Below are 22,675 nucleotides of genomic sequence, written 5' to 3' on the forward strand. Positions count from 1 at the left end.
TCGCTATGCATTCACGGTAGCGGACAGAGCAAACACTCTGCCCTGCTACGATTTATTTAGTCTTGCGACTCTTCTTCGCCTGCGGCGTCTGCCTGTTGGCCTTCGGCTGCCTCATCGGTATCGGCAACCGCATCCAGCACGGCTCCCTCGAATTCAGCACCCTCTTCACCTTCGAACTCTTCGCCCTCGATTTCCGATGGCTCCTGCACCCGCTCCAGGCCCACCAGGGTTTCATCGCTGGCCAGCTTGATCAGGGTCACGCCTTGAGTGTTACGGCCCAGGCTCGACACTTCGTCGACACGGGTACGCACCAGGGTGCCCTGATCGGAAATCAGCATGATCTCCTCACCATCCAGCACCTGCACCGCGCCAACCAGGCGACCGTTACGCTCGTTGCTGACCATGGCGATAACGCCCTGGCCGCCACGCTTGTACTCGGGGAACTCGCCAATGGCGGTACGCTTGCCGAAACCACGCTCGGAGGCGGTGAGGATCTGGCTGCCTTCTTCCGGAATCAGCATGGAAATCAGCTTCTGACCTTCCGCCAGGCGCATGCCGCGCACACCGCGAGCGGTACGGCCCATGGCGCGCACGTCGGACTCCTTGAAGCGAGTGACCTTGCCTCCGTCGGAGAACAGCATGACTTCACGCTCGCCATCGGTGATGGCGGCACTGATCAGCACGTCGCCTTCGTCCAGCTCCAGGGCGATCAGGCCCACGCTGCGCTGGCGGCTGAAGGACTCCAGCGGGGTCTTCTTCACGGTGCCGTTGGCGGTCGCCATGAAGATGTAGTGACCTTCGGTGTACTCCTCTACCGGCAGCATGGTGGTGATGTATTCACCCTCATCCAGCGGTAGCAGGTTGACCAGCGGACGACCGCGTGCGGCACGGGATGCTTCAGGAATTTCATAAGTCTTCAGCCAGTACACCTTGCCCTTGCTGGAGAACAGCAGCAGCGTGGTGTGGCTGTTGGCAACCAGCAGGTGAGCGATGTAGTCCTCATCCTTGACGCCTGTGGCCGACTTGCCTTTACCGCCACGACGCTGGGCCTGGTAGGCTGCCAGCGGCTGGGTCTTGGCGTAGCCGCCGTGGGAAATGGTCACCACACGCTCTTCTTCCGGGATCATGTCACCCAGGGTCAGGTCGAGGCGGGCATCGAGAATCTCGGTGCGGCGCACGTCGCCGTATTCAGCGCGGATCACTTCCAGCTCTTCGCGGATCACTTCCATCAGGCGCGTGGCGCTATTGAGGATGCGGATCAGCTCGCCGATCTGGTTGAGGATCTCCTGGTACTCGGCCAGCAGCTTTTCGTGCTCCAGGCCAGTCAGGCGGTGCAGGCGCAACTCCAGAATGGCTTGTGCCTGTTCCGGGGACAGGAAGTACTTGCCGTCGCGCAGACCGTATTGCGGATCAAGGTTTTCCGGACGGCAGGAATCCGCACCGGCACGCTCGACCATGGTCATGACCGCGCTGGACTCCCAAGGGGTGCTGATCAGCGCTTCCTTGGCTTCCGACGGCGTCGGCGAGGCCTTGATCAGGGCGATCACCGGATCGATGTTGGACAGGGCAACGGCCTGGCCTTCAAGGATGTGGCCACGCTCACGAGCCTTGCGCAGCTCGAACACGGTACGCCGGGTAACGACTTCACGACGGTGACGAACGAAGGCTTCCAGCAGATCCTTGAGATTGAGAATCCGCGGACGGCCGTCGATCAGCGCCACGATGTTGATGCCGAACACTGCTTGCAGCTGGGTCTGGGCGTAGAGGTTATTGAGGATCACCTCAGGCACTTCGCCACGACGCAGCTCGATCACGACGCGCATACCGTCCTTGTCGGACTCATCGCGCAGTTCAGTGATGCCTTCGAGTTTCTTCTCTTTCACCAGCTCGGCGATCTTCTCGATCAACCGCGCCTTGTTCAGTTGGTAAGGCAGCTCGGTGATGACGATCTGTTGGCGGCCGCCAACCTTGTCGATGTCTTCGATGATCGAGCGGGCACGCATATAAATGCGGCCACGGCCGGTGCGATAGGCCTCGATGATGCCTTCGCGACCGTTGATGATCGCCGCGGTCGGGAAATCCGGGCCGGGGATGTACTGCATCAGTTCGTCGACAGTCAGCTCGGGATTGTCGATCAGCGCCAGGCAACCATCGATGACTTCACCGAGGTTGTGCGGCGGAATGTTGGTCGCCATGCCCACGGCGATACCGCTGGAACCGTTGACCAGCAGGTTGGGGATCTTGGTCGGCATGACCGCCGGGATCATCTCGGTGCCGTCGTAGTTCGGCACCCAGTCCACGGTTTCCTTGTGCAGGTCGGCCAGCAGCTCATGCGCCAGCTTGGTCATGCGAACTTCGGTGTATCGCATGGCCGCCGCGTTGTCGCCGTCGACCGAACCGAAGTTACCCTGGCCGTCTACCAGCAGGTAGCGCAGGGAGAATGGCTGGGCCATACGAACGATGGTGTCGTACACCGCGGTATCACCGTGCGGGTGATACTTACCGATCACGTCACCGACAACACGGGCAGATTTCTTGTACGGCTTGTTCCAGTCGTTACCGAGCTCGCTCATCGCGTACAGCACACGCCGGTGCACGGGCTTCAAGCCATCGCGCGCATCAGGCAGTGCCCGCCCGACGATTACGCTCATCGCGTAGTCGAGGTAGGACTGTTTCAGCTCGTCTTCGATATTGACCGGGAGGATTTCTTTGGCCAGTTCGCCCATGAGAAGCCTGATTCCTTTTTCTGGTGAAACTTCGTCACATCCATATGGGACGAACGAAGCTCGCCGCTGCAGGCCTAGTGCCATGCACCGACTTACGACAAATCAACAAGTTATGCCATGGATTTGCGCAGTGAAGGCAGCCGCGTCGGACCACCTTGGAAACCGCCGGATGTTATCACAATCGCCGCCACGCACCTATCCCCCTGACGCGCATGGAGCATAGTTAGTTGACCGGTGACAGCCTGATAAGAGACGAGAGGGGCTCAGAGGCCAAATTCGCACATAATTAAGCGCTTTTTACTGAGCTGACAGCTTTCCCGGGAAGCCGCCACCAACGACTTGCCCGGACACTCGTCAGTGCAAGCGCTTGCGGCACATCAATTGCGCCATCTTGGCCGTGTCCGGCCGCTCGACAACGCCCTTCTCGGTGACGATGGCATCGATCAGGTCCGCTGGCGTGACATCGAACAGCAGATTGAAGCCTTCTACCCCCTCCCCCATGCGCTTGCCCGCGATCTCCAGCAACTCCTCGCCCGCCCGCTCTGCCAAGGGAATGTCATCACCGCTGGCAAGGCTCATGTCGATGCTCGAACTGGGCGCCACCACCATGAAGCGAACACCGTGGTGCATGGCATTGACCGCCAGCTGGTAAGTGCCAATCTGGTTCGCTACATCGCCATTGGCAGTGATGCGGTCCGCCCCCACCACGACCCAGGTCACGCCCTTGGTCTTCATGATGTGCGCGGCGGCTGCATCGACATTTACCGTTACCGGAATGCCTTCGCTGGCGAGCTCCCAGGCCGTCAGGCGCGAACCCTGCAACCAGGGCCGGGTTTCATCGGCGTAGACCCGCTCCACCATACCTTCCAGCCAGGCCGCGCGAATCACCCCCAGGGCCGTGCCGAAACCACCGGTGGCCAGGGCGCCGGTATTGCTGTGAGTCAACAGGGCCTGGGGGTTGCCCTGATGCCGCCGGATCAGGTCCACACCCAGCTGAGCCATGGTCAGGTTGGCTTCGCGATCGCTCTCATGAATGGCCAGGGCTTCAGCTTCCAGCGCTGCCAACGGGGCAGCATGCTCCCTGACCCGCTCCAGGCGCTCGCGCATGCGATTGAGCGCCCAGGACAGATTCACCGCCGCAGGAGCGGCATCCGCCAGCAAGGTGAAATCCTCTTCCAGCGCCGTAAACCAGTCGCCACCCGCGACAAATCGTCCACGTGCTGCCAGAACCAGGCCGTAGGCAGCACTGATGCCAATGGCCGGCGCCCCACAGACCACCATCGAGCGAATCGCCTCGGCCACTCCAGCGGCGCTGTCATAGGCAATCCAGGACTCCTCGAAAGGCAAGGCCCGCTGATCGAGCAGGTACAGAGTGCTATCCCGCCATTCAATGGCCCTGACTTTCTCCGCAGCCAACAGACGATCGCGCATCCCTCACCCCGCACTCATGAACAAAAGCCGCCGATTATAGCGATCCCCCTGCCAGGACGCTCGGGTATACTTCGCCATCCTTTTATATAAAGCCCTGGACCGATATTCGATGCCGAACCGCGACATTGCGCTCGACCTGCTGCTGCTCCCGACCTGGCTGGTGCCGGTGGAGCCGGCCGGCGTCGTCCTCAGGGAACACGGCCTGGGCATCCGCGACGGGCACATCGTGTTCATCGGCCCACGCGCCGAGGCCTTGAAGTATCGCGCCACGGAAATCCGCGAACTGCCCGACACCCTGCTCACCCCGGGCCTGATCAACGCCCACGGGCACGCCGCCATGACCCTGTTTCGCGGCCTGGCCGATGACCTGCCGCTGATGACCTGGCTGGAAAAGCACATCTGGCCCGCCGAAGCCAAGTGGGTGGATGAAGCCTTCGTCCGCGACGGTACCGACCTGGCCATCGCCGAGCAGATCAAGGGTGGGATCACCTGTTTCTCGGACATGTACTTCTTCCCGAAGGTTGCCAGTGAGCGGGTGCACAACAGCGGCATGCGAGCACAGGTCGCCATCCCCATTCTCGACTTCCCGATTCCCGGTGCCCAGAATGCCGACGAAGCCATCCGCCAGGGCGTAGAGCTGTTCGGCGATCTCAAGCATCATCCGCGGATCAACATCACCTTCGGCCCTCATGCACCCTACACCGTTGGCGACGAGAACCTGGAAAAAATCCGGATCATTGCCGAAGAACTCGACGCTGCGATCCACATGCATGTGCATGAGACCGCCCATGAGGTGCAGCAATCCATGGAACAGCACGGTGAGCGACCGCTGGCGCGCCTGGCTCGCCTGGGCCTGCTGGGACCCCGCTTCCAGGCCGTTCATATGACCCAAATCAGCGATGACGACCTGGCTTTACTGGTAGAAACCAACACCAGCGTCATTCACTGCCCGGAATCCAACCTGAAACTGGCCAGCGGCTTCTGCCCTGTAGAACGTCTGTGGCAGGCCGGAGTCAACGTGGCGGTAGGCACCGATGGCGCCGCCAGCAACAACGACCTGGACCTGCTGGGGGAAACCCGTACCGCCGCGCTGCTGGCCAAGGCCGTGGCCGGGTCGGCTACCGCCCTGGATGCCCATCGCGCACTGCGCATGGCTACCCTCAACGGCGCCAGGGCCATGGGCCTGGAAAGCCAAGTGGGCTCCCTGGAAATCGGCAAGGCCGCAGACCTGACAGCCTTCGACCTGTCCGGTCTGGCCCAGCAGCCGATCTACGACCCGGTGTCGCAACTGATCTACGCCACCGGCCGAGACTGCGTGAAACATGTATGGGTCGCCGGCAAGCAACTGCTGGATGACCGACGCCTGACCCGCCTGGACGAACATCAGCTGGGCGCTACCGCCCGCGACTGGGCCCGGCGCATCAGCGGCCACCACCCATAACCCGGGCCTTGAGCACAGGCTCGAGGCCCGACAGAGAATTTTCTAGCTTTGGAGCACTACCCATGAGCAACGTCGACCACGCTGAAATCGCCAAATTCGAAGCCCTGGCCCATCGCTGGTGGGACCGTGAAAGCGAGTTCAAGCCCCTGCACGACATCAACCCCCTGCGGGTAAACTGGATCGACGAACGGGTCGGCCTGGCGGGCAAGAAAGTTCTCGACGTCGGTTGCGGCGGCGGCATCCTCAGCGAAGCCATGGCCCAGCGCGGCGCTACCGTGACCGGCATCGACATGGGCGAGGCCCCGCTGGCCGTGGCGCAATTGCACCAGCTGGAATCCGGCGTCAACGTCGAGTACCGGCAGATCACTGCCGAGGCCCTGGCCGAGGAAATGCCCGAGCAATTCGACGTGGTCACCTGCCTGGAAATGCTCGAGCACGTGCCGGACCCTTCGTCGGTGATTCGCGCCTGCTTCCGCATGGTCAAGCCCGGTGGCCAGGTGTTCTTCTCCACCATCAACCGCAACCCCAAGGCCTACCTGTTCGCCATCATCGGCGCTGAATACATCATGAAGCTGCTGCCGCGCGGCACCCACGACTTCAAGAAGTTCATCCGCCCATCCGAGCTCGGTGCCTGGAGCCGCTCTGCCGGCCTGACCGTCAAGGACATCATCGGCCTGACCTACAACCCGCTGACCAAGCACTACAAGCTGGCCCCGGACGTGGACGTCAACTACATGATCCAGACCCTGCGAGAGGAGTAAGACATGGCTATCAGAGCCGTTCTCTTCGACATGGATGGCACCCTGCTCGATACCGCTCCGGACTTCATCGCGGTGTGCCAGGGCATGCGCCGTGATCGCGGCCTGCCACCCATCGCCGACCAGCACATTCGCGACGAGATCTCCGGCGGCGCCCGCGCCATGGTGGCGGTGACCTTCTCCATGGACCCCGAATCCCCGGGCTTCGAGGAACTGCGACTGGAGTTTCTCGAGCGCTACCTCAAGCATTGCGCCGTGCACAGCAAGCTCTTCGACGGCATGGCCGAGCTGCTGGCAGATATCGAAAAGGCCCACCTGGTCTGGGGCGTGGTCACCAACAAGCCGCTGCGCTTCGCCGAGCCGATCATGCAACAACTGGGGCTGGCCGAGCGCTCGGCACTGCTGATCTGCCCTGACCACGTGAAGAACAGCAAGCCCGACCCCGAACCGCTGATCCTGGCGTGCAAGATGCTCGACCTGGCCCCGTCCAGCGTGCTGTTTGTCGGCGACGACCTGCGCGATATCGAATCCGGCCGCGATGCGGGCACCAGGACCGCTGCGGTGACCTATGGCTATATCCATCCGGACGACAACCCACGGCACTGGGGCGCCGACGTGGTGGTCAGTCACCCGCTGGAACTGCGCCAGGTTCTGGACAACGCGCTGTGCAGCTGCTGAGCAGCGGCATGCCCGGCTAAGCGCCGGGGACGATCCAATTTCTGTTGAGGCCTTTTATGTTTGATTATTCCGCTCGTCCAGAACTGCTCAAGGACCGGGTCATTCTGGTCACCGGCGCCGGTCGTGGCATCGGCGCCGCCGCCGCCAAGACCTTTGCCGCTCATGGCGCCACCGTGCTGCTGCTGGGCAAGACCGAAGCCAACCTGACCGAGGTCTACGACGCCATCGAGGCGGCCGGCCATCCGCAGCCGGCGGTAATCCCGTTCAACCTGGAAACCGCCCTGCCGCACCAGTACGACGAATTGGCGGCCATGATCGAAACCGAGTTCGGCCACCTCGACGGCCTGTTGCACAACGCCTCGATCATCGGCCCGCGCACGCCTCTGGAGCAGCTCTCCGGGGAGAACTTCATGCGTGTGATGCAGGTCAACGTCAACGCCATGTTCATGCTTACCAGCACCCTGCTGCCCCTGCTCAAGCTGTCCCAGGATGCTTCGGTGGTCTTCACCTCCAGCAGCGTTGGCCGCAAGGGCCGGGCTTACTGGGGCGCCTACGGCGTGTCGAAATTCGCCACCGAAGGCTTGATGCAGACCCTGGCCGACGAGCTGGACACCGTGGCTCCGGTGCGTGCCAACAGCATCAACCCAGGCGCCACCCGCACCAGCATGCGGGCCCAGGCCTACCCGGGAGAAAACCCCAGCAACAATCCGACCCCGGAAGAAATCATGCCGGTCTATCTGTACCTGATGGGGCCGGACAGCACCGGGATCAACGGTCAAGCCTTCGACGCGCAGTAATACCCCCTCCCGTTCGTCGCGACGGAATACCGTCGCGACGCCTCGGCAATGCCTACCCCGCGTAGGTTTCAAGCCAAACAAATGTCATTTTTGACGACAGCCTTTTTACGCCGAAACCCAAGCTGCTGAATCCAAACAAGTTTTCCCAATATGAACCGAATGGCACGAGTTTCGCTCTAACGACACTCAATACACAGTGCATTGACGCTGTGGAAAACGGCTTGCGCTGAGGGCTTTATAGCCACAGGCGAGACGGCCTAAAATATGCGCGTTGTCCTACGGGACTGATGGAACAGTATGACGCGCAGCTCTGAGCCGCTCTCACCCAGGCAGTTAGACCGTACACAGTGCTCAGGGGGCTCAAGCTCAGATGAAAACACCGACCCAGACCAACGCAATTGACTTCGATAGCGCCAAATTGCAACGCCTGGGCTTTGGCCAGCAGTCGCCACTGATCAAGCAGCCCATCAGCCTCGCCCAGTTGCGCCAGCAACTGGGCCTGCAGCTGCAGACCAGCCTTGAACCGCAACGCATCCTGGGCCTGTTCTTTCGTGAGGTTCAGCGCCTGGTCCCCCTGGATGCCCTGCAGTACCAGCACACTCCGAGCGACCTGCGCCTGGAGTTCGGCCAGCGCGGCCATCACTCCATCAGCTACAGCCTGAGCCACGAAGGCGAACCGATGGGCGAGCTGGTCTTTCGCCGCAACCAGCGCTTCAGCGAATCAGAACAGGGCTCCCTGGAATCGCTGCTCTCGACCCTGCTGTACCCGATGCGCAATGCCCTGCTGTATCGCGCCGCCACTCGCAGTGCCCTGCGGGATCCACTGACCGATACCGGCAATCGCATCGCCATGGACCAGACCCTGCAACGGGAAATCGAAATGGCCCGTCGTCACCTGCTTCCACTGTCGCTGCTGATGCTGGACATCGATCACTTCAAGCGCATCAACGACAACCACGGCCACAGCGCCGGCGATCAAGTGCTCAAGGCCGTTGCCGCGGCAATCAAGGGGCAATTACGCAATGTCGACATGGTGTTTCGCTTTGGCGGGGAAGAGTTCTTGATCCTGCTGTCCAACACCGGGCGCGAAGCCGCGGCGATGGTGGGCGAGCGTCTGCGCCATGCCGCCCAGGCCCAGGACTACCGGGCCGATGGTCAGCCGATCGAACTTACCGTAAGCCTGGGGTGTTCGACTCTGCTACCGGGAGAATCCGCAGAAAGCCTGTTGCGACGCGCCGACAGCGCGCTGTACGTGGCCAAGCGCGAAGGGCGCAACCGCCTGGCAATGGCGGGCTGAGCACAAGGTAGCGCCCTGCCCCGTTGATGCACGGGCAACTTCATCACCCCACACGTCCAGCGTGCGCGGCAATTGAAGCGCCCGACATTCCCTGACTCAGCCTTCGGCCAGTGCCAGGCGCTCGCGGGTCACCGCAGTCTTTTCCTGCTGCATGCAGCGTTCCAGGAACAGGTACATATAGTCATAGCTCTTGCAGATGGCCTGACGCAGCTCGACCTGCAGGGCCTTGCTCGGGTTCAGCCCTGCCAGGGTGACGATGATTTCCAGCGCTTCCCAGGGATGGGCGTCGTCGTACTGGGCATGCATCTTCAGCCACTTCATGGCACGTTTGCGATCCTCTTCCGGGAACGCCGCGGCATAGATGCCGTTGGAACACACCAGCGCCGACCACTCGCCCGTCGCCCCTTCAATGGCGTAGTTGGTGGCGGCAATGGCCACGATCAGGGAATCGGCAGAACTGGTATGCCAGCACCAATGGCTCAAGGCATGCAGCTCTGGCGGTACTTGCTGGGCCTGCAGGTCTTCCAGGGTCACGCCATGGGCCCGGCTCCAGTGCACCCAGTAATCGGCATGATTGAGCTCGACCCGAATATTGCGCATCAGCCAGCGACGCGCCATGTCTTCGCCGGGATGGCGGGCAAAACGGGTCTTGGTCAGGTTTTGCGCCATGTACAGGGCGAACTGTTCAACCACCGGCCAGCCGCCAATCAGATACTGACGCATGACTTTGGCACTGAGTTTGTTATCGCGCATGCGCTGGTACAGCTCATGCTCCACGACGCGGCGCTTACTCTCGCTGCAGTCCTGGATCAATTGCTGGGTCCAGGCGGGGTAACTGGCAGCTTCCATGAGCGGGCCGGTTCGGCTGAATGTGTCGATCACTGTCGGGCTCCTTTTGATTGTGATGTACGGATCCAAAAGAGGTTTCAACGGAACGTACCGGGCGCCTTGAACAACAGTGGCTGTGGTCTCACGGGTCGACACTGCAGGCTGTCACAGGTGAACAATTGCGGGCGTTCAATAATGTAGCCTTGAGCATAATCCACGCCGATCTCAAGCAATGCCTGCTCGATCTGCGGTGTTTCAACAAACTCGGCAATCGTGCGCTTACCCATGACATGCCCGATGTGGTTGATCACTTCGACCATGGCGCGGTTAATCGGGTCGTCCAGCATATCCTTTACGAAACTTCCATCGATCTTGAGGAAGTCTACAGGCAAATGTTTGAGATAAGCGAACGACGACATTCCCGCACAAAAGTCATCCAGGGAAAAATGGCAGCCTAAGCCCTTGAGTTCATTTATGAAACGAATGGCACTGCCCAAATTGGCAATCGCACTGGTTTCAGTAATTTCAAAACAGATCAACTTTGGCGGTACGCCATAGACGACAAACTGCTCGCGCAAGAAGTCGAGAAACGCATCATCACCGATGGTGATACCCGACAGGTTGATGGCGCACATTGCCATTGGCCCTTCACGGCCTTCGGCAATGCATTGGGCAATGATCTTGAATACGTTCTGTACCACCCAACGGTCCAGAGAGGTCATCAGGCCGTAGCGCTCCGCCGCCGGAATGAAGCTGTCCGGCAGAATCATCCGGCCCGCCTCGTCATGCAGGCGCAACAGAATCTCCACATGCCCGCCGCCACGCTCGACATGCCCCAGGGCGGTGATCTCCTGCGAATAGAGGCAGAAGCGGTTTTCCTCCAGCGCCATGTGCAGACGCTGGACCCAGGCCATCTCGCCAAAGCGCAGCGACAGCTCGGAATCGTCGGCATGGTAGACCTGCACCCGGTTACGCCCCTTTTCCTTGGCCATGTAGCAGGCCATGTCCGCCGCTCTCAGCGAGGCTTCGAGGGTGGTCGGGGTCTGGGCGATGTGCACCAGGCCGATACTCACGGTGGTCACGAAGGGCCGGCCTTTCCAGACGAAATGCAGATTCTGCACGGTCTGGCGCAGCCCCTCGGCAATCTTCTCCGCGGCCTCGGGCGAGCAATTCTCCAGGAGGATGCCGAACTCGTCCCCACCCAGCCGTGCCAGGGTGTCGCCTTCGCGCAGGCCCGACTGCAGCAGCGCGCAGATATGCCGCAGCAGCTCGTCCCCGGCAGCATGGCCACAGGTGTCATTGACCAGCTTGAACTGATCCAGATCGAGGAACATCAGCGCATGCCGTGCCGGCTGGCGAATCAGGCTGTGCAGGGCCTGCTCCAGGCGGAACTCGAACTCCCGCCGATTGGCCAGCCCGGTCAGGGCGTCATGGGTCGCCTGCCAGGAGAGGTTGGCGATGTATTGCCGCTCCTGGGTCATGTCGTGCAGCACCAGCACCGTGCCGCTGACCTTGCCGGCATTGCGGATCGGCGCCCCCACCAGGGTCACCGAGACCGTGCTGCCATCCAGACGCTGGATCAGTTTGGAATGCTCGCTGCCGCCGCTGAGCTGACCGCTGAGGATGTGTTCGATAAGGGTAAAACCGTCAGCCTGGGCATTTTCATCCAGCAGGTTGAACAAGGCTGCCAGGGGCAACCCCACTGCCTGCTCGGCCTTCCAGCGAGTCAGGTCCTCTGCCGCCGGGTTCATGTAGGCGATGGCACCTTCGACGTCGGTGGTGATCACCCCGTCGCCGATGGACTGCAGGGTGATCTGCGCCCGCTCCTTTTCCAGTTGCAGGGCGTCGGCAAAGGCATGGCGCTGGGCCAGCAGCTTGTGCGTGCGCAGCAGGGCCAGGGCAATCAGCACCAGCGCGGTTGCCAGATTGGTCACCAGCAACAGCCGCAAGATCACCCGCGAACCCTCGCCCAAGGCATCGCTGAAGGCCTTGGCAGCGGGAGTGACGCCATCATTGATGGCGAAAATCTGACTCTTCCAGCGCTGCACGTCGCCTTCGCTGGCGCTGTTGCTGCCGATCCTCTGGTGCATCTCCCGGGCCACGGTGTCCAGTTGCAACAGGTATCCGTCCCCCACGGTCCACAGATCGATGGCCTTTTCCAGGTAGCTGAAATGACGGAAGTTGAGGTACAGCCAGATCAGGCTGGAGACATCGTCCGGGTGATTGCCGCCCTTGAGGATGCCCAGGCGTGCGGCCTCCAGATCCGGTGGCTGGTGATCCAGGGCAACCCGCAACTCATGCCCGCCCTGGGGCACGGCAATTGCGTTCTGGTACTTGAGGAAAGTGCCTTCGTCGCGGCTGTCGGCATACAGATTGAGGTAGTAGATGGCGTCTTTCTGGCCTTTGGACCACAGGCTTTCACCAGCCACATAGCCCCGTACCGCCGACAGTACGTACAGGCTGAGGCCGCCCAACAGCGCTTGAAATAACACCACGGCGATGAAGGGCCAGACGATGCCCAACAAGCGCGGCGTTGCGAAAGTCCGCTTTTGCTTCATGAGGGTCCTTGCTTGCGCACAGCCAAATGAACACCCAGTAGTTGCGCCTCAGACAGCACAGGTTAGGCCAATTTCCACAGAACCGGCGCAGGGCAGACCGCCGTTGACGCAGGCTGGCTGGAGAAACGGGCCGCCGCACTAAAGTCGAAACGGTTGTTCCACCAGGAAATTCAAGCACTAAGCACAGAAAGACGGATAAAACTCAAGGCTATCGAACCTGCTGCAAATGCCCGTACAGCTTGGCGTAAAGGCCGCCATCGGCAATCAGCTGCTGATGGTCGCCATCTTCGGCAATCTGCCCGCCATCGAACACCAAAACCCGGTCCGCCTGTTTTACCGCTGACAAGCGATGGGCAATGATCAGCGTAGTCCGCCCACGCAGAAAACGCGTCAAGGCCTGATGCAGGTTGTACTCGGTGGCAGCATCCAGGGCGGAAGTGGCCTCATCGAGGATCACCACCTTGGGCTCGGCCAGAACCATCCGCGCAATCGCCAGGCGCTGGCGCTGGCCCCCGGACAAACGCACGCCGGAACGCCCCACCACGCTGTCCAGCCCCTGCGGCAAGGCCCTGACGGTAGCGTCCAACTGGGCAATTTCCAGGGCCTGCCAGCAGGCTTCGTCACTGCGCTCGCGCCCCATGGCCAGGTTGGCGCGGATGGTGTCGTTGAACAGCGCGGGATGCTGCAACACCACCGCCACGTTCTCCCGCACCGTCTCCAGGCCGATTTCCTGCTGGGTCGAACCACCAAAGCGGATCACCCCGGTCTGCGGTGTGTACAGCCCCAGCAGCAACTGCACCAGGGTGCTCTTGCCGCCACCGCTGGCACCGACAATGGCTACCTTTTCACCGGGAGCGATGGACAGGTCCATATTGTCCAGCACCCGCTCGTCACCGTAGCCGAAGCTCAAGCCGCGGACCTCGATGCCGACGGTCTCGCGCCCCACGAACGGGTCCGCACCCGGGCCGTACTGCGGTTCGTCGGCCCGCGCCAGCAGCTCGTTGATCCGGGTCAGTGCGCCGCCCGCGGCGTAGTAGGCGTATTGCAGGTTCAGCAACTGTTCCACCGGCCCGATCATGAACCACAGGTAACTGAATACCGCCAGCATCTGGCCGATGGACAGGTCGGAGAACAACACGGTCAGCATCGCCGCCGCACGGAAGATATCGATGCCGAACTGGAACAGCAGCCCGCTGGCGCGGCCCGAGGCATCGCTTTTCCATTGCGAGGCCACAGCGTAGTCCCGCACTTCCTCGGCACGCCGCCCCAGGCGCCCGAGAAAGTAGCCCTGGCGATTGCTCGCGCGAATTTCCTGGATAGCCTCCAGGGTCTCGGTCAGGGCCTGGGTAAAGCGCGAGGTGCTGTCGTTTTCCAGCTTCTTCAGGTGCTTGACCCGCTTGCCCAACTGCACCGTGGCGAAGATCACCAGCGGGTTGAACAGCAGGATCAGCAAGGCCAGTTTCCAGTGCATCCACATCAGGATGCCCGCCGTGCCCACCAGGGTCAGCATGGCCACCAGGAAGCGGCTGAGGGTCTCACCGACGAACTTGTCCACAGTGTCCAGGTCGGTGACCAGGTGAGTGGTGACCGTACCGCCCCCCAGGCTTTCGTATTCCCCCAGGGAAATGCGCTTGAGCCGCTCGATCAGCCGCACGCGGATGCGGTAGACGATGTCCTTGGCCAGCCCGGCAAACAGCCGCGCCTGAATGACGTTGAACACCAGCGCCGAGCAGCGCAGGATCAGCGTCACCATGAGCATCAGGCCGATATAGCCAGCGGCACTCTGCCATCCCTGGGGCAGGAAGCGGTTCATCACCTGCAGAGCGGCATCGCCGTGCCCCAACAGCACCTCATCCACCAGCAAGGGCAGCAGCAGCGGGATCGGCACACTGCACAGGGTCGCCAGCACGGCGACGCCGTTGGCGATCCACAGAGATTTCTTGTGCTCAAGAGCCAGGCGACGGATATGCGCCCAGCTCAGGCGATCGATCGGCTTACCGCTGACGCTTGAATCCACCGGTTCAGGCACAGGCAGCGCGCTCCAGCCAGCGCCCCAACAGAGGAGACAGCTCGCTCAGCGGCTGATAGCCGTTGGTCAGCAACGCCAACTGGCCATTACGCTCGGCCAGCAAGGTAGGAAAGCCGGCGATTCCCAGGTCCTGGACCCAGGTGAAGTCCGCCGCGGTAGCCACATGCTGCTCGGCCCGGTCGAAGGCCTCGGCGAATTCGATGCGCGGCACCCCTGCCCGCTCCGCCAGCTCCACCAGCACACTGGCCAGGGTGACATCCCGGCCTTCGACATAGAACGCCTGCTGGATCAGCCCCAGCAGGGTCCAGGCGCAGTCCGCCGCCAGGCCACGTGCGGTGACGATGGCGCGACAGGCCGGTTCGGTGTCATAGACAAAGCCATCGGGCAAGGCGCCCTCGAAGCCGAACGGTTGGCCGGTGGCCTGGTGCACCGCCTGCCAGTGCTCGAGGATGTAGCGCCGGGTATTGGGTTCCAGGGCCGCACCGCTACCGGTACGCAAGCCCCCCACCACCAGGTGCACCTCGACCCCGGCGGCCCGGGCCTGCTCCGCCAGGGCCTGGGCCACGGGCGCAAAGCCCCAGCACCATGAACACATCGGGTCCATCACATAGAGCAGGCGGGCAGACATGGCTCAAGCCTCGGAAGAAGATTGCTTGTAGTTGTAACCAATCGGGTGCGGCATGTTGCGAGCCTTGGCCAATTCGATCTGCTTCTGCCGGTCGATGGCACTGCGGCGGGTCTTCTCGCTCAGCTTGTCCCAGCAGTGCGGGCAGCTGATACCAGGCACATAGTGCTCGGATGCACGATCCTCGACGCTCACTGGAGTACGGCAGGCATGACATTGATCGTAGTCGCCTTCGCTCAGGTCGTGGCGCACGGTGACCCGGTTATCGAACACGAAGCAGTCGCCCTGCCATTTGCTCTCTTGCTGCGGTACCTCTTCGAGGTACTTGAGGATCCCGCCCTTGAGGTGGAACACCTCGTCGAAGCCTTCACTGAGCATGTAGCTCGAGGCCTTCTCGCAACGGATGCCGCCGGTGCAGAACATCGCCACCTTCTTGTGCTTGCTCGGGTCGAAGTGGGCTTTGATGTAGTCCGGGAATTCGCGGAAGCTGGTGGTCTTGGGGTCGATGGCGCCTTCGAAGGTGCCAATGGACACTTCATAGTCGTTGCGGGTATCGATCAGCAGCACTTCCGGATCGCTGATCAGGGCGTTCCAGTCCTGTGGCTCGACGTAGGTCCCGACCTTCTTGTTGGGATCGACGCCGGGCACGCCCAGGGTAACGATCTCTTTCTTGAGCTTGACCTTGGTGCGGTAGAACGGCTGCTCGTCGCAGTAGGATTCCTTGTGATCGATATCCACCATGCGCGGGTCGTTCTTCAGCCAGGCCAACAGCCCGTCGATGCCTTCGCGGCTGCCGGAAACCGTGCCGTTGATGCCTTCTTCGGCAATCAGCAAGGTGCCCTTGATGCCGTTGTCGAGCATTGCCTGCAACAGGGGCTCACGCAGGTTGACGTAATCTTCGAGGGTGACGAACTTGTACAGTGCCGCCACGACAATAGGTTGTGCCATGGGTAATCTCCAGGTGGCTACCCTCGTAAAGGGTGAACCGGATGCAAAAAAAAACGCGCCGGCATAAGCGGCGCGTTGCGGATTCTAACAAAAAAACCGCGGTTAATGCTGACTGCCACCGGCACAGGTCGGCGAAGCCGGAGCCACACCGATCTTCGACCATTCCTCAGGCGTATAAGTGTGCAGCGCCAACGCATGGAACTGGCCCATCAGCTCACCCAGGGTGGCGTAGACCTTCTGATGGCGCTTGACGCTGTTGAGGCCGGCGAACTGCTCGCTGACCAGTACCGCCTTGAAGTGGGTTTCCAGGCCACGGCTGTGCATGTGGCTTTCATCCAGCACTTGCAGGTGCTCGGGCTGCAATGCCCCGAGCGCCGCTTCGATACGTTGTTGCATGGTCATTGCGGGCTCCGCTTACTTCTTCTTCGCCGGGGCAGCCTTGGGCTCGAGCTCGGCGGTCATGTCGGCCAGCAGCTTGTTCACCACCGGTACCGCGCTTTCCAGCTTGGCTTGGGTCATCTGCGCCGATTGCTGGGTCAGCTGGGGCATTTTTTCCAGGACTTTCTTGCCCAGTGGCGACTGATAGAAAGCCACCAGTTCCTTGAGCTCCGATTCGCTGAAATTGCTGGTGTAGAGCTTGACCATGTCCGGCTTCAGCTTGTTCCAGCCAATGGCCTGGTCCAGGGCGGCATTGGCCTTGGCCTGGTAGGTTTCCAGCAGGGCACGCTTGGATTCCGGGGCTTTGGTCTGCTCGAAGCGCTGGGCGAACATTTGCTGAACTTGCATGTACACCGGGGTACCGAGCTTGTCCGCATGGGCCAGGGTCAGGAAGGCCTCGGCACTGGCGTTGTGGCTGGCGGTATCGGCAAGAACCTGGCCGCTGGCACACACCAGAACAACCGCGGTACAGATGGCACGAAAACGGGTCATCGAGTTTCCTTTATCTAGCAGGCGAGGTAGAACCCCAAGGGCGCCCATTCTGCGCCTATTAATCCGCGTCCCTCAACCCCACGCCGACCGGCCCCCGGTTTTGCTCGGCCATGGCGGGGAAAAACCCCCGGCATGGAACCCGAGCCGCGGATCACGGCCTAAACTGGCCTGTCAGACTAGGAGGATTGCCACGATGAACCGAATCGAAACCGACAGCCTGGGCCAGGTTGAAGTCCCGCAAGAAGCCTACTGGGGCGCGCAGACCCAACGTTCGCTGGTCAACTTCGCCATCGGCAACGAACGCATGCCCTTGGCGGTGCTGCATGCCCTGGCCCTGATCAAGAAAGCCGCGGCGCGGGTCAACGACCGCAACGGCGACATCCCTGCCGATATCGCCCGCCTGATCGAACAGGCCGCCGACGAAGTGCTCGCGGGCGAGCATGACGACCAGTTCCCTCTGGTGGTGTGGCAGACCGGCAGCGGTACCCAAAGCAACATGAACGTCAACGAAGTGCTGGCTGGACGGGCCAACGAGCTGGCCGGCAACCCTCGGGGCGGCAAGACGCCGGTGCACCCCAATGACCACGTCAATCGCTCGCAGAGCTCCAACGACTGCTTCCCCACTGCCATGCACATTGCGGCGGCCCAGGCGGTGCAGTTCCAGTTGCTGCCAGCGATCACCGAGCTCTCCGGCGGCCTGGCCGAGCTGTCGGCGCGGCACATGAAGCTGGTGAAGACCGGTCGCACCCACATGATGGACGCCACCCCCATCACCTTCGGCCAGGAAATCTCGGCCTTCATCGCCCAACTGGGGTACGCCGAGCGCGCCATCCGCAGCGCTTTGCCGGCCGTCTGCGAACTGGCCCAAGGCGGCACCGCGGTAGGCACCGGGCTCAACTCACCCCACGGTTTCGGCGAGGCCATCGCCGCCGAGTTGGCGGCGCTCTCGGGCCTGCCCTTCGTCACGGCGTCGAACAAGTTCGCCGCCCTGGCCGGCCATGAACCGCTGACCAGCCTTTCCGGCGCCCTGAAGACCCTCGCCGTGTGCCTGATGAAAATTGCCAACGACCTACGCCTGCTGGGCTCCGGGCCACGGGCGGGCCTGGCCGAGGTCAAGCTCCCCGCCAACGAGCCCGGCAGCTCGATCATGCCCGGCAAGGTCAACCCGACCCAGTGCGAAGCCCTGTCGATGCTGGCCTGCCAGGTCATGGGCAACGATGTGACCATCGGTTTTGCCGCCAGCCAGGGCCACCTGCAACTGAACGTGTTCAAGCCGGTGATCATCCACAACCTGCTGCAATCGATCCGCCTGCTGGCCGATGGCTGCAGCAACTTCCAGCACCATTGCATCGCCGGGCTGGAGCCTGACCCGCAACAGATGGCCGCGCACCTGGAGCGCGGGCTGATGCTGGTGACCGCGCTCAATACCCATATCGGCTACGACAAGGCCGCCGAGATCGCCAAGAAGGCCTATGCCGAGAACCTGACCCTGCGCGAGGCGGCGCTGGAACTCGGGTACCTGACCGATGAACAGTTCGATGCCTGGGTCCGCCCGGAAAACATGCTGGAGGCCGGGAAGCAGGGGTAAGACCGCAGTCGCCTTCGCTAGCGAGCCAGCTCCTGCCACAACCCGACTGCAGGAGCTGGCTCGCCAGCGAAGCTCAGCCCGCCGCAATCCGCTGCCGCCGCGCTCGCAACCCCGCCATCAACGACGGACCCAGTGCCGTCAGCGCCGACCCCAGCACCACCAGCAGCGCCCCGCCATAGCCCAGGCCATTGATCTGCTCGGCCTGCACATACTCGGGCCAGAGCCAGGCTGCCCAAGCCACCGCGACAAAGGTCACCAGCGGCGTAATGGCCAGGGTCGCGCTGACCCGCGACGCTTCCCAATGGGCCAGAGCCTCGGCAAAGGCGCCATAGGCAATCAGGGTATTGAGGCAGCACGCCAGCAACAGCCAACCCTGCAACGGGTTCAATTCCAGTGCCTCCAGCGGGTGAGCCCAAGGGGTGAGCAACAAGGCGCAGAACAGGTAGATCACCATCATTACCTGCAGGGAATTCCACACGCTCAGCAGTTGCTTCTGGCCCAGGGCGTAGAAGGTCCAGACCGCGGAAGCGGCAAGAATGGTCAGGACCCCCGCGGTGTAGTCGCTCAGGGAAGTCAGCAGTTCGCTCAGGCGCTGATTGAAGAACAGCCCAAAGCCGATCAGCAGCACCAGAAGCCCCAGGCCCTGGCCGAGGCTGAACCGCTCCTTGAATACGAACAGGCTGGCGATCAATAGCAGGATAGGCCCCATCTGCACCACCAGTTGCGCGGTGCCCGGGCTCAACAGATTGAGGCCCATGAGGTACAGCACGTAATTGCCTACCAGGCCACAGACCGAGATCGGCACCAGCCAGATACCCTTGGGCCCCAGCACTCGCCAGCGCGGCAGGCGCCCCACCGCCGCCAGGTAGGCCAGCAGGCAGCCACCGGACACCGTCAGGCGAAACCAGGTCACGGTGACCGGGTCCATCACTTGCAGTACCTGCTTGAGCTTGATGGGCAGGATGCCCCACAACAGCGCGGTCAGTGAGGCCAGGAACAGACCATAGACCCAGCGACCGGACGAGACGTGCATGCGAACCCCACAAGGCCTTACGAGCAAGGCTCACATACTAGGCCCGCGCCGGCAGCCGACACAGAGACAGTTGGCGACAAAGCGCAAACAGGATTGTGCAGGTCGCAAACCGGCCCCACGGGAGCCGGCTTGCCGACGAAGCGAAACCTAGCGTACAGCCTCGAACAACCCCGTGGCCCCCATGCCGCCGCCCACGCACATGGTGACGATGCCATAGCGCAGGTTGCGCCGCTGCAGCTCGCGCACCAGATGCCCGACCTGACGCGAACCGGTCATGCCGAACGGGTGGCCGATGGAGATCGAGCCGCCATTGACGTTGTAACGGGCGTTGTCGATCTCCAGGCGGTCGCGGGCATACAGGCACTGGGAAGCGAACGCTTCATTGAGCTCCCAAAGATCGATGTCAGCCACGCTCAGGCCCTTGGCCTTGAGCAACTTGGGCACCGAGAACACCGGGCCGATACCCATCTCGTCCGGCTCGCAGCCGGCCACGGTAAAGCCGCGGAAGAACGCCTTGGGCTTGAGCCCCAGGGCCAGGGCCCGCTCCAGGCTCATCACCAGGGTCATCGAAGCACCGTCGGACAGCTGCGAGGAATTGCCCGCCGTCACCGAACCGTCGTCGGCAAACACCGGCTTCAACGCCGCTAGGTTTTCCAGGGTGGTGTCGGGGCGGTTGCAATCGTCGCGGTCCACCACGCCATCAAGGATCTGCACCTCACCGGTGTTCTTGTCCTCGACCTTGTACTTGACCGTCATCGGCACGATCTCGTCGCTGAAAAGGCCGGCGGCCTGGGCCTGGGCGGTACGCTGCTGGCTTTGCAGGGAGTAGCGGTCCTGGGCTTCGCGGCTGACACCGTAGCGCCGGGCCACCACTTCGGCGGTCTGGCCCATGGGGAAGTAGATGCCCGGTACCTGCTCCTTGAGCAGCGGGTTGACCAGGTTTTCGGTGTTGACGCTCTTCATGGTCAGGCTGATGGATTCGACGCCACCGGCCACGATGATGTCGCTGCAGCCGGAGGCGATCTGGTTGGCGGCGATGGCGATCGCCTGCAGGCCCGAGGAACAGAAGCGGTTGAGGGTCATCCCCGCGGTGCCGGTGCCCAGGGCCGAGAGCACCGCGACGTTGCGCCCTATGTTGAAACCCTGGGCCCCTTCATTGGAGCCGGCGCCGACGATGCAGTCCTCGACACTGGCCGGGTCGATGCCGTTGCGGGCGAGCAGCGCATTGACGCAGTGGGCGGCCATGTCATCCGGACGGGTCTGGTTGAACTTGCCCCGAAAGGACTTGGCCAGGCCAGTCCGTACGCTGTCGACGATCACCACTTCACGCATGACGCACCTCATTATTGTTGGCGGCAGGAAGAGCATCGAGCATAGATCCCCCTCCTGTCCCGCCGCGACAATCATTCACTGGGCGTATGCGCGACCATCGACCTACTTCTTGTCTTTCTTGTCGTGCTTGTCCGAGCGCTCGAACGCGGCTTCCAGGGCGCGGTTGATGGTGCGCAGAACCTTGACCCGGGCCCAGCGCTTGTCGTTGGCCTCCACCAGAGTCCAGGGCGACACCTCGGTGCTGGTGCGGTCGACCATGTCGCCGACGGCAGCGCGGTAATCGTCCCACTTGTCGCGGTTGCGCCAGTCGTCCTCGGTGATCTTGAAACGCTTGAAGGGAATCTCCTCCCGGGCCTGGAAGCGCTCCAGCTGGGTGTCCTTGTCGATGGCCAGCCAGAACTTGACGACGATCACCCGGGCATCAGCCAACTGCTCCTCGAAGTCGTTGATCTCGCTGTAGGCCCGCAACCAGTCGGCGGGGCTGCAGAAGCCCTCGATGCGCTCCACCAGCACCCGGCCGTACCAGGAACGATCGAAGATGGTGAACTTGCCCCGGGCCGGGATATGCCGCCAGAAACGCCAGAGATAGGGCTGGGCGCGCTCCTCTTCCGTGGGCGCGGCAATCGGCACGATGCTGTACTGGCGCGGGTCCAGGGCCGCCGCGACCCGGCGGATGGCCCCGCCCTTGCCCGCCGCGTCGTTGCCTTCGAACACCGCCACCAGGGCGTGCTTGCGCATGCGCTTGTCCCGCAGCAGGCCGGCCAGGCGCGCCTGTTCGGTAATCAGTTGTTCTTCGTAGTCGTCCTTGTCCAGGTGCTGGGTCATGTCCAGGCTGTCCAGCAGGCTGAGCTGATCCACCGCCGGAGGCAGCGGCGCCGCGTTGACCTGGGTGGCTCGCAGGGGCTGGCGGTTCAGCGCGCTTTGCAGCCCTTCCAGGAGAATCCGCCCCACGGTAAGGCTGCGGTAATGCGGATCGACGCCCTCGATCACGTGCCAGGGCGCATAGTCGCGGCTGGTGCGGCGCAGCACGCGCTCGCCGTACTTGACGAACTTGTCGTAGGTTTCTGACTGCTGCCAGTCCAGCGGGCTGATGCGCCAGCTGTGCAGCGGGTCGTCCTGCAACGCCTTGAGGCGGGCCTTCATCTGTTTCTTGGACAGGTGGAACCAGAACTTGAAGATCAGTGCGCCCTCATCGCAGAGCATCTTCTCCAGGCGCTCGGCGCCGTTGATCGCCTGGTCCAGGCGTGGGTCCTTGATCTCGCCATGGACCCGGCTCTGCAGCATCTGGCTGTACCAGTTGCCGAAGAACACCCCCATGCGCCCCTTGGCCGGAAGCATCCGCCAGTAGCGCCAGGCCGGGGGCCGCGACAGTTCCTCGTCGGTCTGCTGGTCGAAGGTGCGCACCTCGATCAGCCGCGGGTCCATCCATTCGTTGAGCAGCTTGACCGTCTCGCCCTTGCCCGCGCCCTCGATCCCGTTGATCAGCACGATCACCGGAAAGTTCGCCTTCTGGCGCAGTTCGAACTGGGCTTCGAGCAAGGCCTCGCGCAACGCCGGCACCTCGGCATCGTAGGTTTCTTTGTCGATGGCGTGACCGATTTCAGCGGATTCGAACATGGGTGGCTCCCTTCCAAGAATTTTCCAAGACTAGCGGATCGACCTCGGCCAGGGAAAAC

Annotated in this window: 18 protein-coding genes; 6 read left to right on the top strand and 12 right to left on the bottom strand. The window is 62.4% G+C overall.

Going from position 1 to position 22,675, the window contains the following annotated elements; genetic code table 11:
* Window positions 1-56 precede the first annotated feature (56 nt).
* The gene (gyrA, locus tag PFLCHA0_RS21915) at window positions 57-2,726 is read right to left on the bottom strand and encodes a DNA gyrase subunit A (protein WP_011062585.1); all 2,670 of its coding nucleotides are present in this window, start codon (window positions 2,724-2,726) and stop codon (window positions 57-59) included.
* Window positions 2,727-3,080: 354 nt separating this feature from the next.
* Window positions 3,081-4,157: an S-methyl-5-thioribose-1-phosphate isomerase gene (mtnA, locus tag PFLCHA0_RS21920; protein ID WP_015636575.1), complete on the bottom strand. Its 1,077-nt coding sequence runs from the start codon at window positions 4,155-4,157 to the stop codon at window positions 3,081-3,083.
* A 109-nt stretch (window positions 4,158-4,266) separates the two neighbouring features.
* Between mtnA and PFLCHA0_RS21925 the strand changes: the two genes are divergently transcribed.
* The 5 genes from PFLCHA0_RS21925 to PFLCHA0_RS21945 all read left to right on the top strand — a co-directional run bounded on the left by PFLCHA0_RS21925 (window position 4,267) and on the right by PFLCHA0_RS21945 (window position 9,128).
* A complete protein-coding gene (locus tag PFLCHA0_RS21925) occupies window positions 4,267-5,598 on the top strand; it encodes a TRZ/ATZ family hydrolase (RefSeq protein WP_015636576.1) in 1,332 nt (443 codons plus the stop codon).
* Between the two features lie 62 nt (window positions 5,599-5,660).
* Window positions 5,661-6,359, top strand: coding sequence for a bifunctional 2-polyprenyl-6-hydroxyphenol methylase/3-demethylubiquinol 3-O-methyltransferase UbiG (gene ubiG, locus PFLCHA0_RS21930; RefSeq protein ID WP_011062588.1), 699 nt, complete (start codon window positions 5,661-5,663; stop codon window positions 6,357-6,359).
* Window positions 6,360-6,362: 3 nt separating this feature from the next.
* Window positions 6,363-7,034, top strand: coding sequence for an N-acetylmuramic acid 6-phosphate phosphatase MupP (gene mupP, locus PFLCHA0_RS21935; RefSeq protein WP_011062589.1), 672 nt, complete (start codon window positions 6,363-6,365; stop codon window positions 7,032-7,034).
* A gap of 56 nt (window positions 7,035-7,090) precedes the next feature.
* Entirely contained in the window at window positions 7,091-7,831 is a 741-nt protein-coding gene (locus tag PFLCHA0_RS21940; protein ID WP_015636577.1) for a YciK family oxidoreductase, read from the top strand.
* 370 nt (window positions 7,832-8,201) lie between these two features.
* Window positions 8,202-9,128, top strand: coding sequence for a GGDEF domain-containing protein (locus PFLCHA0_RS21945; protein ID WP_011062590.1), 927 nt, complete (start codon window positions 8,202-8,204; stop codon window positions 9,126-9,128).
* 96 nt (window positions 9,129-9,224) lie between these two features.
* Here PFLCHA0_RS21945 and PFLCHA0_RS21950 read toward each other — a convergent pair whose 3' ends face one another.
* The 7 genes from PFLCHA0_RS21950 to PFLCHA0_RS21980 form a co-directional block, all read right to left on the bottom strand.
* Window positions 9,225-9,977 carry a TenA family transcriptional regulator gene (locus PFLCHA0_RS21950; RefSeq protein ID WP_220802812.1) on the bottom strand — a complete coding sequence of 251 codons (753 nt, stop codon included), beginning with the start codon at window positions 9,975-9,977 and terminating at the stop codon, window positions 9,225-9,227.
* Between the two features lie 77 nt (window positions 9,978-10,054).
* On the bottom strand, window positions 10,055-12,514 hold the full coding sequence (locus tag PFLCHA0_RS21955; RefSeq protein ID WP_011062592.1) for an EAL domain-containing protein: 2,460 nt from the start codon (window positions 12,512-12,514) through the stop codon (window positions 10,055-10,057).
* Window positions 12,515-12,722: 208 nt separating this feature from the next.
* On the bottom strand, window positions 12,723-14,504 hold the full coding sequence (locus PFLCHA0_RS21960; RefSeq protein ID WP_169892275.1) for an ABC transporter ATP-binding protein: 1,782 nt from the start codon (window positions 14,502-14,504) through the stop codon (window positions 12,723-12,725).
* Between the two features lie 31 nt (window positions 14,505-14,535).
* Window positions 14,536-15,138, bottom strand: coding sequence for a DsbA family protein (locus PFLCHA0_RS21965; protein ID WP_169892285.1), 603 nt, complete (start codon window positions 15,136-15,138; stop codon window positions 14,536-14,538).
* Window positions 15,139-15,174: 36 nt separating this feature from the next.
* Window positions 15,175-16,116, bottom strand: coding sequence for an oxygen-dependent tRNA uridine(34) hydroxylase TrhO (trhO, locus tag PFLCHA0_RS21970; protein WP_011062595.1), 942 nt, complete (start codon window positions 16,114-16,116; stop codon window positions 15,175-15,177).
* A gap of 102 nt (window positions 16,117-16,218) precedes the next feature.
* Window positions 16,219-16,518: a BolA family protein gene (locus tag PFLCHA0_RS21975; protein WP_011062596.1), complete on the bottom strand. Its 300-nt coding sequence runs from the start codon at window positions 16,516-16,518 to the stop codon at window positions 16,219-16,221.
* A gap of 12 nt (window positions 16,519-16,530) precedes the next feature.
* Window positions 16,531-17,046 carry a DUF2059 domain-containing protein gene (locus PFLCHA0_RS21980; RefSeq protein WP_015636579.1) on the bottom strand — a complete coding sequence of 172 codons (516 nt, stop codon included), beginning with the start codon at window positions 17,044-17,046 and terminating at the stop codon, window positions 16,531-16,533.
* A gap of 193 nt (window positions 17,047-17,239) precedes the next feature.
* On the opposite strand from PFLCHA0_RS21980, the gene PFLCHA0_RS21985 reads away from it, so the two are divergent.
* Complete coding sequence (locus PFLCHA0_RS21985) at window positions 17,240-18,634, top strand: class II fumarate hydratase (protein WP_011062598.1); 1,395 nt, start codon at window positions 17,240-17,242, stop codon at window positions 18,632-18,634.
* Between the two features lie 73 nt (window positions 18,635-18,707).
* On the opposite strand, the gene PFLCHA0_RS21990 is transcribed toward PFLCHA0_RS21985, so the two are convergent.
* The 3 genes from PFLCHA0_RS21990 to pap form a co-directional block, all read right to left on the bottom strand.
* A complete protein-coding gene (locus PFLCHA0_RS21990) occupies window positions 18,708-19,667 on the bottom strand; it encodes a DMT family transporter (protein ID WP_015636580.1) in 960 nt (319 codons plus the stop codon).
* 147 nt (window positions 19,668-19,814) lie between these two features.
* On the bottom strand, window positions 19,815-20,999 hold the full coding sequence (locus PFLCHA0_RS21995; protein ID WP_011062600.1) for a thiolase family protein: 1,185 nt from the start codon (window positions 20,997-20,999) through the stop codon (window positions 19,815-19,817).
* 102 nt (window positions 21,000-21,101) lie between these two features.
* Window positions 21,102-22,616 (bottom strand): polyphosphate:AMP phosphotransferase, encoded by a 1,515-nt coding sequence (pap, locus tag PFLCHA0_RS22000; protein WP_011062601.1) that lies wholly within the window; start codon window positions 22,614-22,616, stop codon window positions 21,102-21,104.
* Window positions 22,617-22,675 lie beyond the last annotated feature (59 nt).

This window comes from Pseudomonas protegens CHA0, from assembly GCF_000397205.1.
Classification (GTDB): Bacteria; Pseudomonadota; Gammaproteobacteria; order Pseudomonadales; family Pseudomonadaceae; genus Aquipseudomonas; species Aquipseudomonas protegens.

Coding starts and splice junctions, on each gene's coding strand:
- gyrA (WP_011062585.1), bottom strand. CDS start 2,726: ATGGGCGAACTGGCCAAAGAAATCCTCCCGGTCAATATCGAAGACGAG.
- mtnA (WP_015636575.1), bottom strand. CDS start 4,157: ATGCGCGATCGTCTGTTGGCTGCGGAGAAAGTCAGGGCCATTGAATGG.
- PFLCHA0_RS21925 (WP_015636576.1), top strand. CDS start 4,267: ATGCCGAACCGCGACATTGCGCTCGACCTGCTGCTGCTCCCGACCTGG.
- ubiG (WP_011062588.1), top strand. CDS start 5,661: ATGAGCAACGTCGACCACGCTGAAATCGCCAAATTCGAAGCCCTGGCC.
- mupP (WP_011062589.1), top strand. CDS start 6,363: ATGGCTATCAGAGCCGTTCTCTTCGACATGGATGGCACCCTGCTCGAT.
- PFLCHA0_RS21940 (WP_015636577.1), top strand. CDS start 7,091: ATGTTTGATTATTCCGCTCGTCCAGAACTGCTCAAGGACCGGGTCATT.
- PFLCHA0_RS21945 (WP_011062590.1), top strand. CDS start 8,202: ATGAAAACACCGACCCAGACCAACGCAATTGACTTCGATAGCGCCAAA.
- PFLCHA0_RS21950 (WP_220802812.1), bottom strand. CDS start 9,977: ATGGAAGCTGCCAGTTACCCCGCCTGGACCCAGCAATTGATCCAGGAC.
- PFLCHA0_RS21955 (WP_011062592.1), bottom strand. CDS start 12,514: ATGAAGCAAAAGCGGACTTTCGCAACGCCGCGCTTGTTGGGCATCGTC.
- PFLCHA0_RS21965 (WP_169892285.1), bottom strand. CDS start 15,138: ATGTGTTCATGGTGCTGGGGCTTTGCGCCCGTGGCCCAGGCCCTGGCG.
- trhO (WP_011062595.1), bottom strand. CDS start 16,116: ATGGCACAACCTATTGTCGTGGCGGCACTGTACAAGTTCGTCACCCTC.
- PFLCHA0_RS21975 (WP_011062596.1), bottom strand. CDS start 16,518: ATGACCATGCAACAACGTATCGAAGCGGCGCTCGGGGCATTGCAGCCC.
- PFLCHA0_RS21980 (WP_015636579.1), bottom strand. CDS start 17,046: ATGACCCGTTTTCGTGCCATCTGTACCGCGGTTGTTCTGGTGTGTGCC.
- PFLCHA0_RS21985 (WP_011062598.1), top strand. CDS start 17,240: ATGAACCGAATCGAAACCGACAGCCTGGGCCAGGTTGAAGTCCCGCAA.
- PFLCHA0_RS21990 (WP_015636580.1), bottom strand. CDS start 19,667: ATGCACGTCTCGTCCGGTCGCTGGGTCTATGGTCTGTTCCTGGCCTCA.
- PFLCHA0_RS21995 (WP_011062600.1), bottom strand. CDS start 20,999: ATGCGTGAAGTGGTGATCGTCGACAGCGTACGGACTGGCCTGGCCAAG.
- pap (WP_011062601.1), bottom strand. CDS start 22,616: ATGTTCGAATCCGCTGAAATCGGTCACGCCATCGACAAAGAAACCTAC.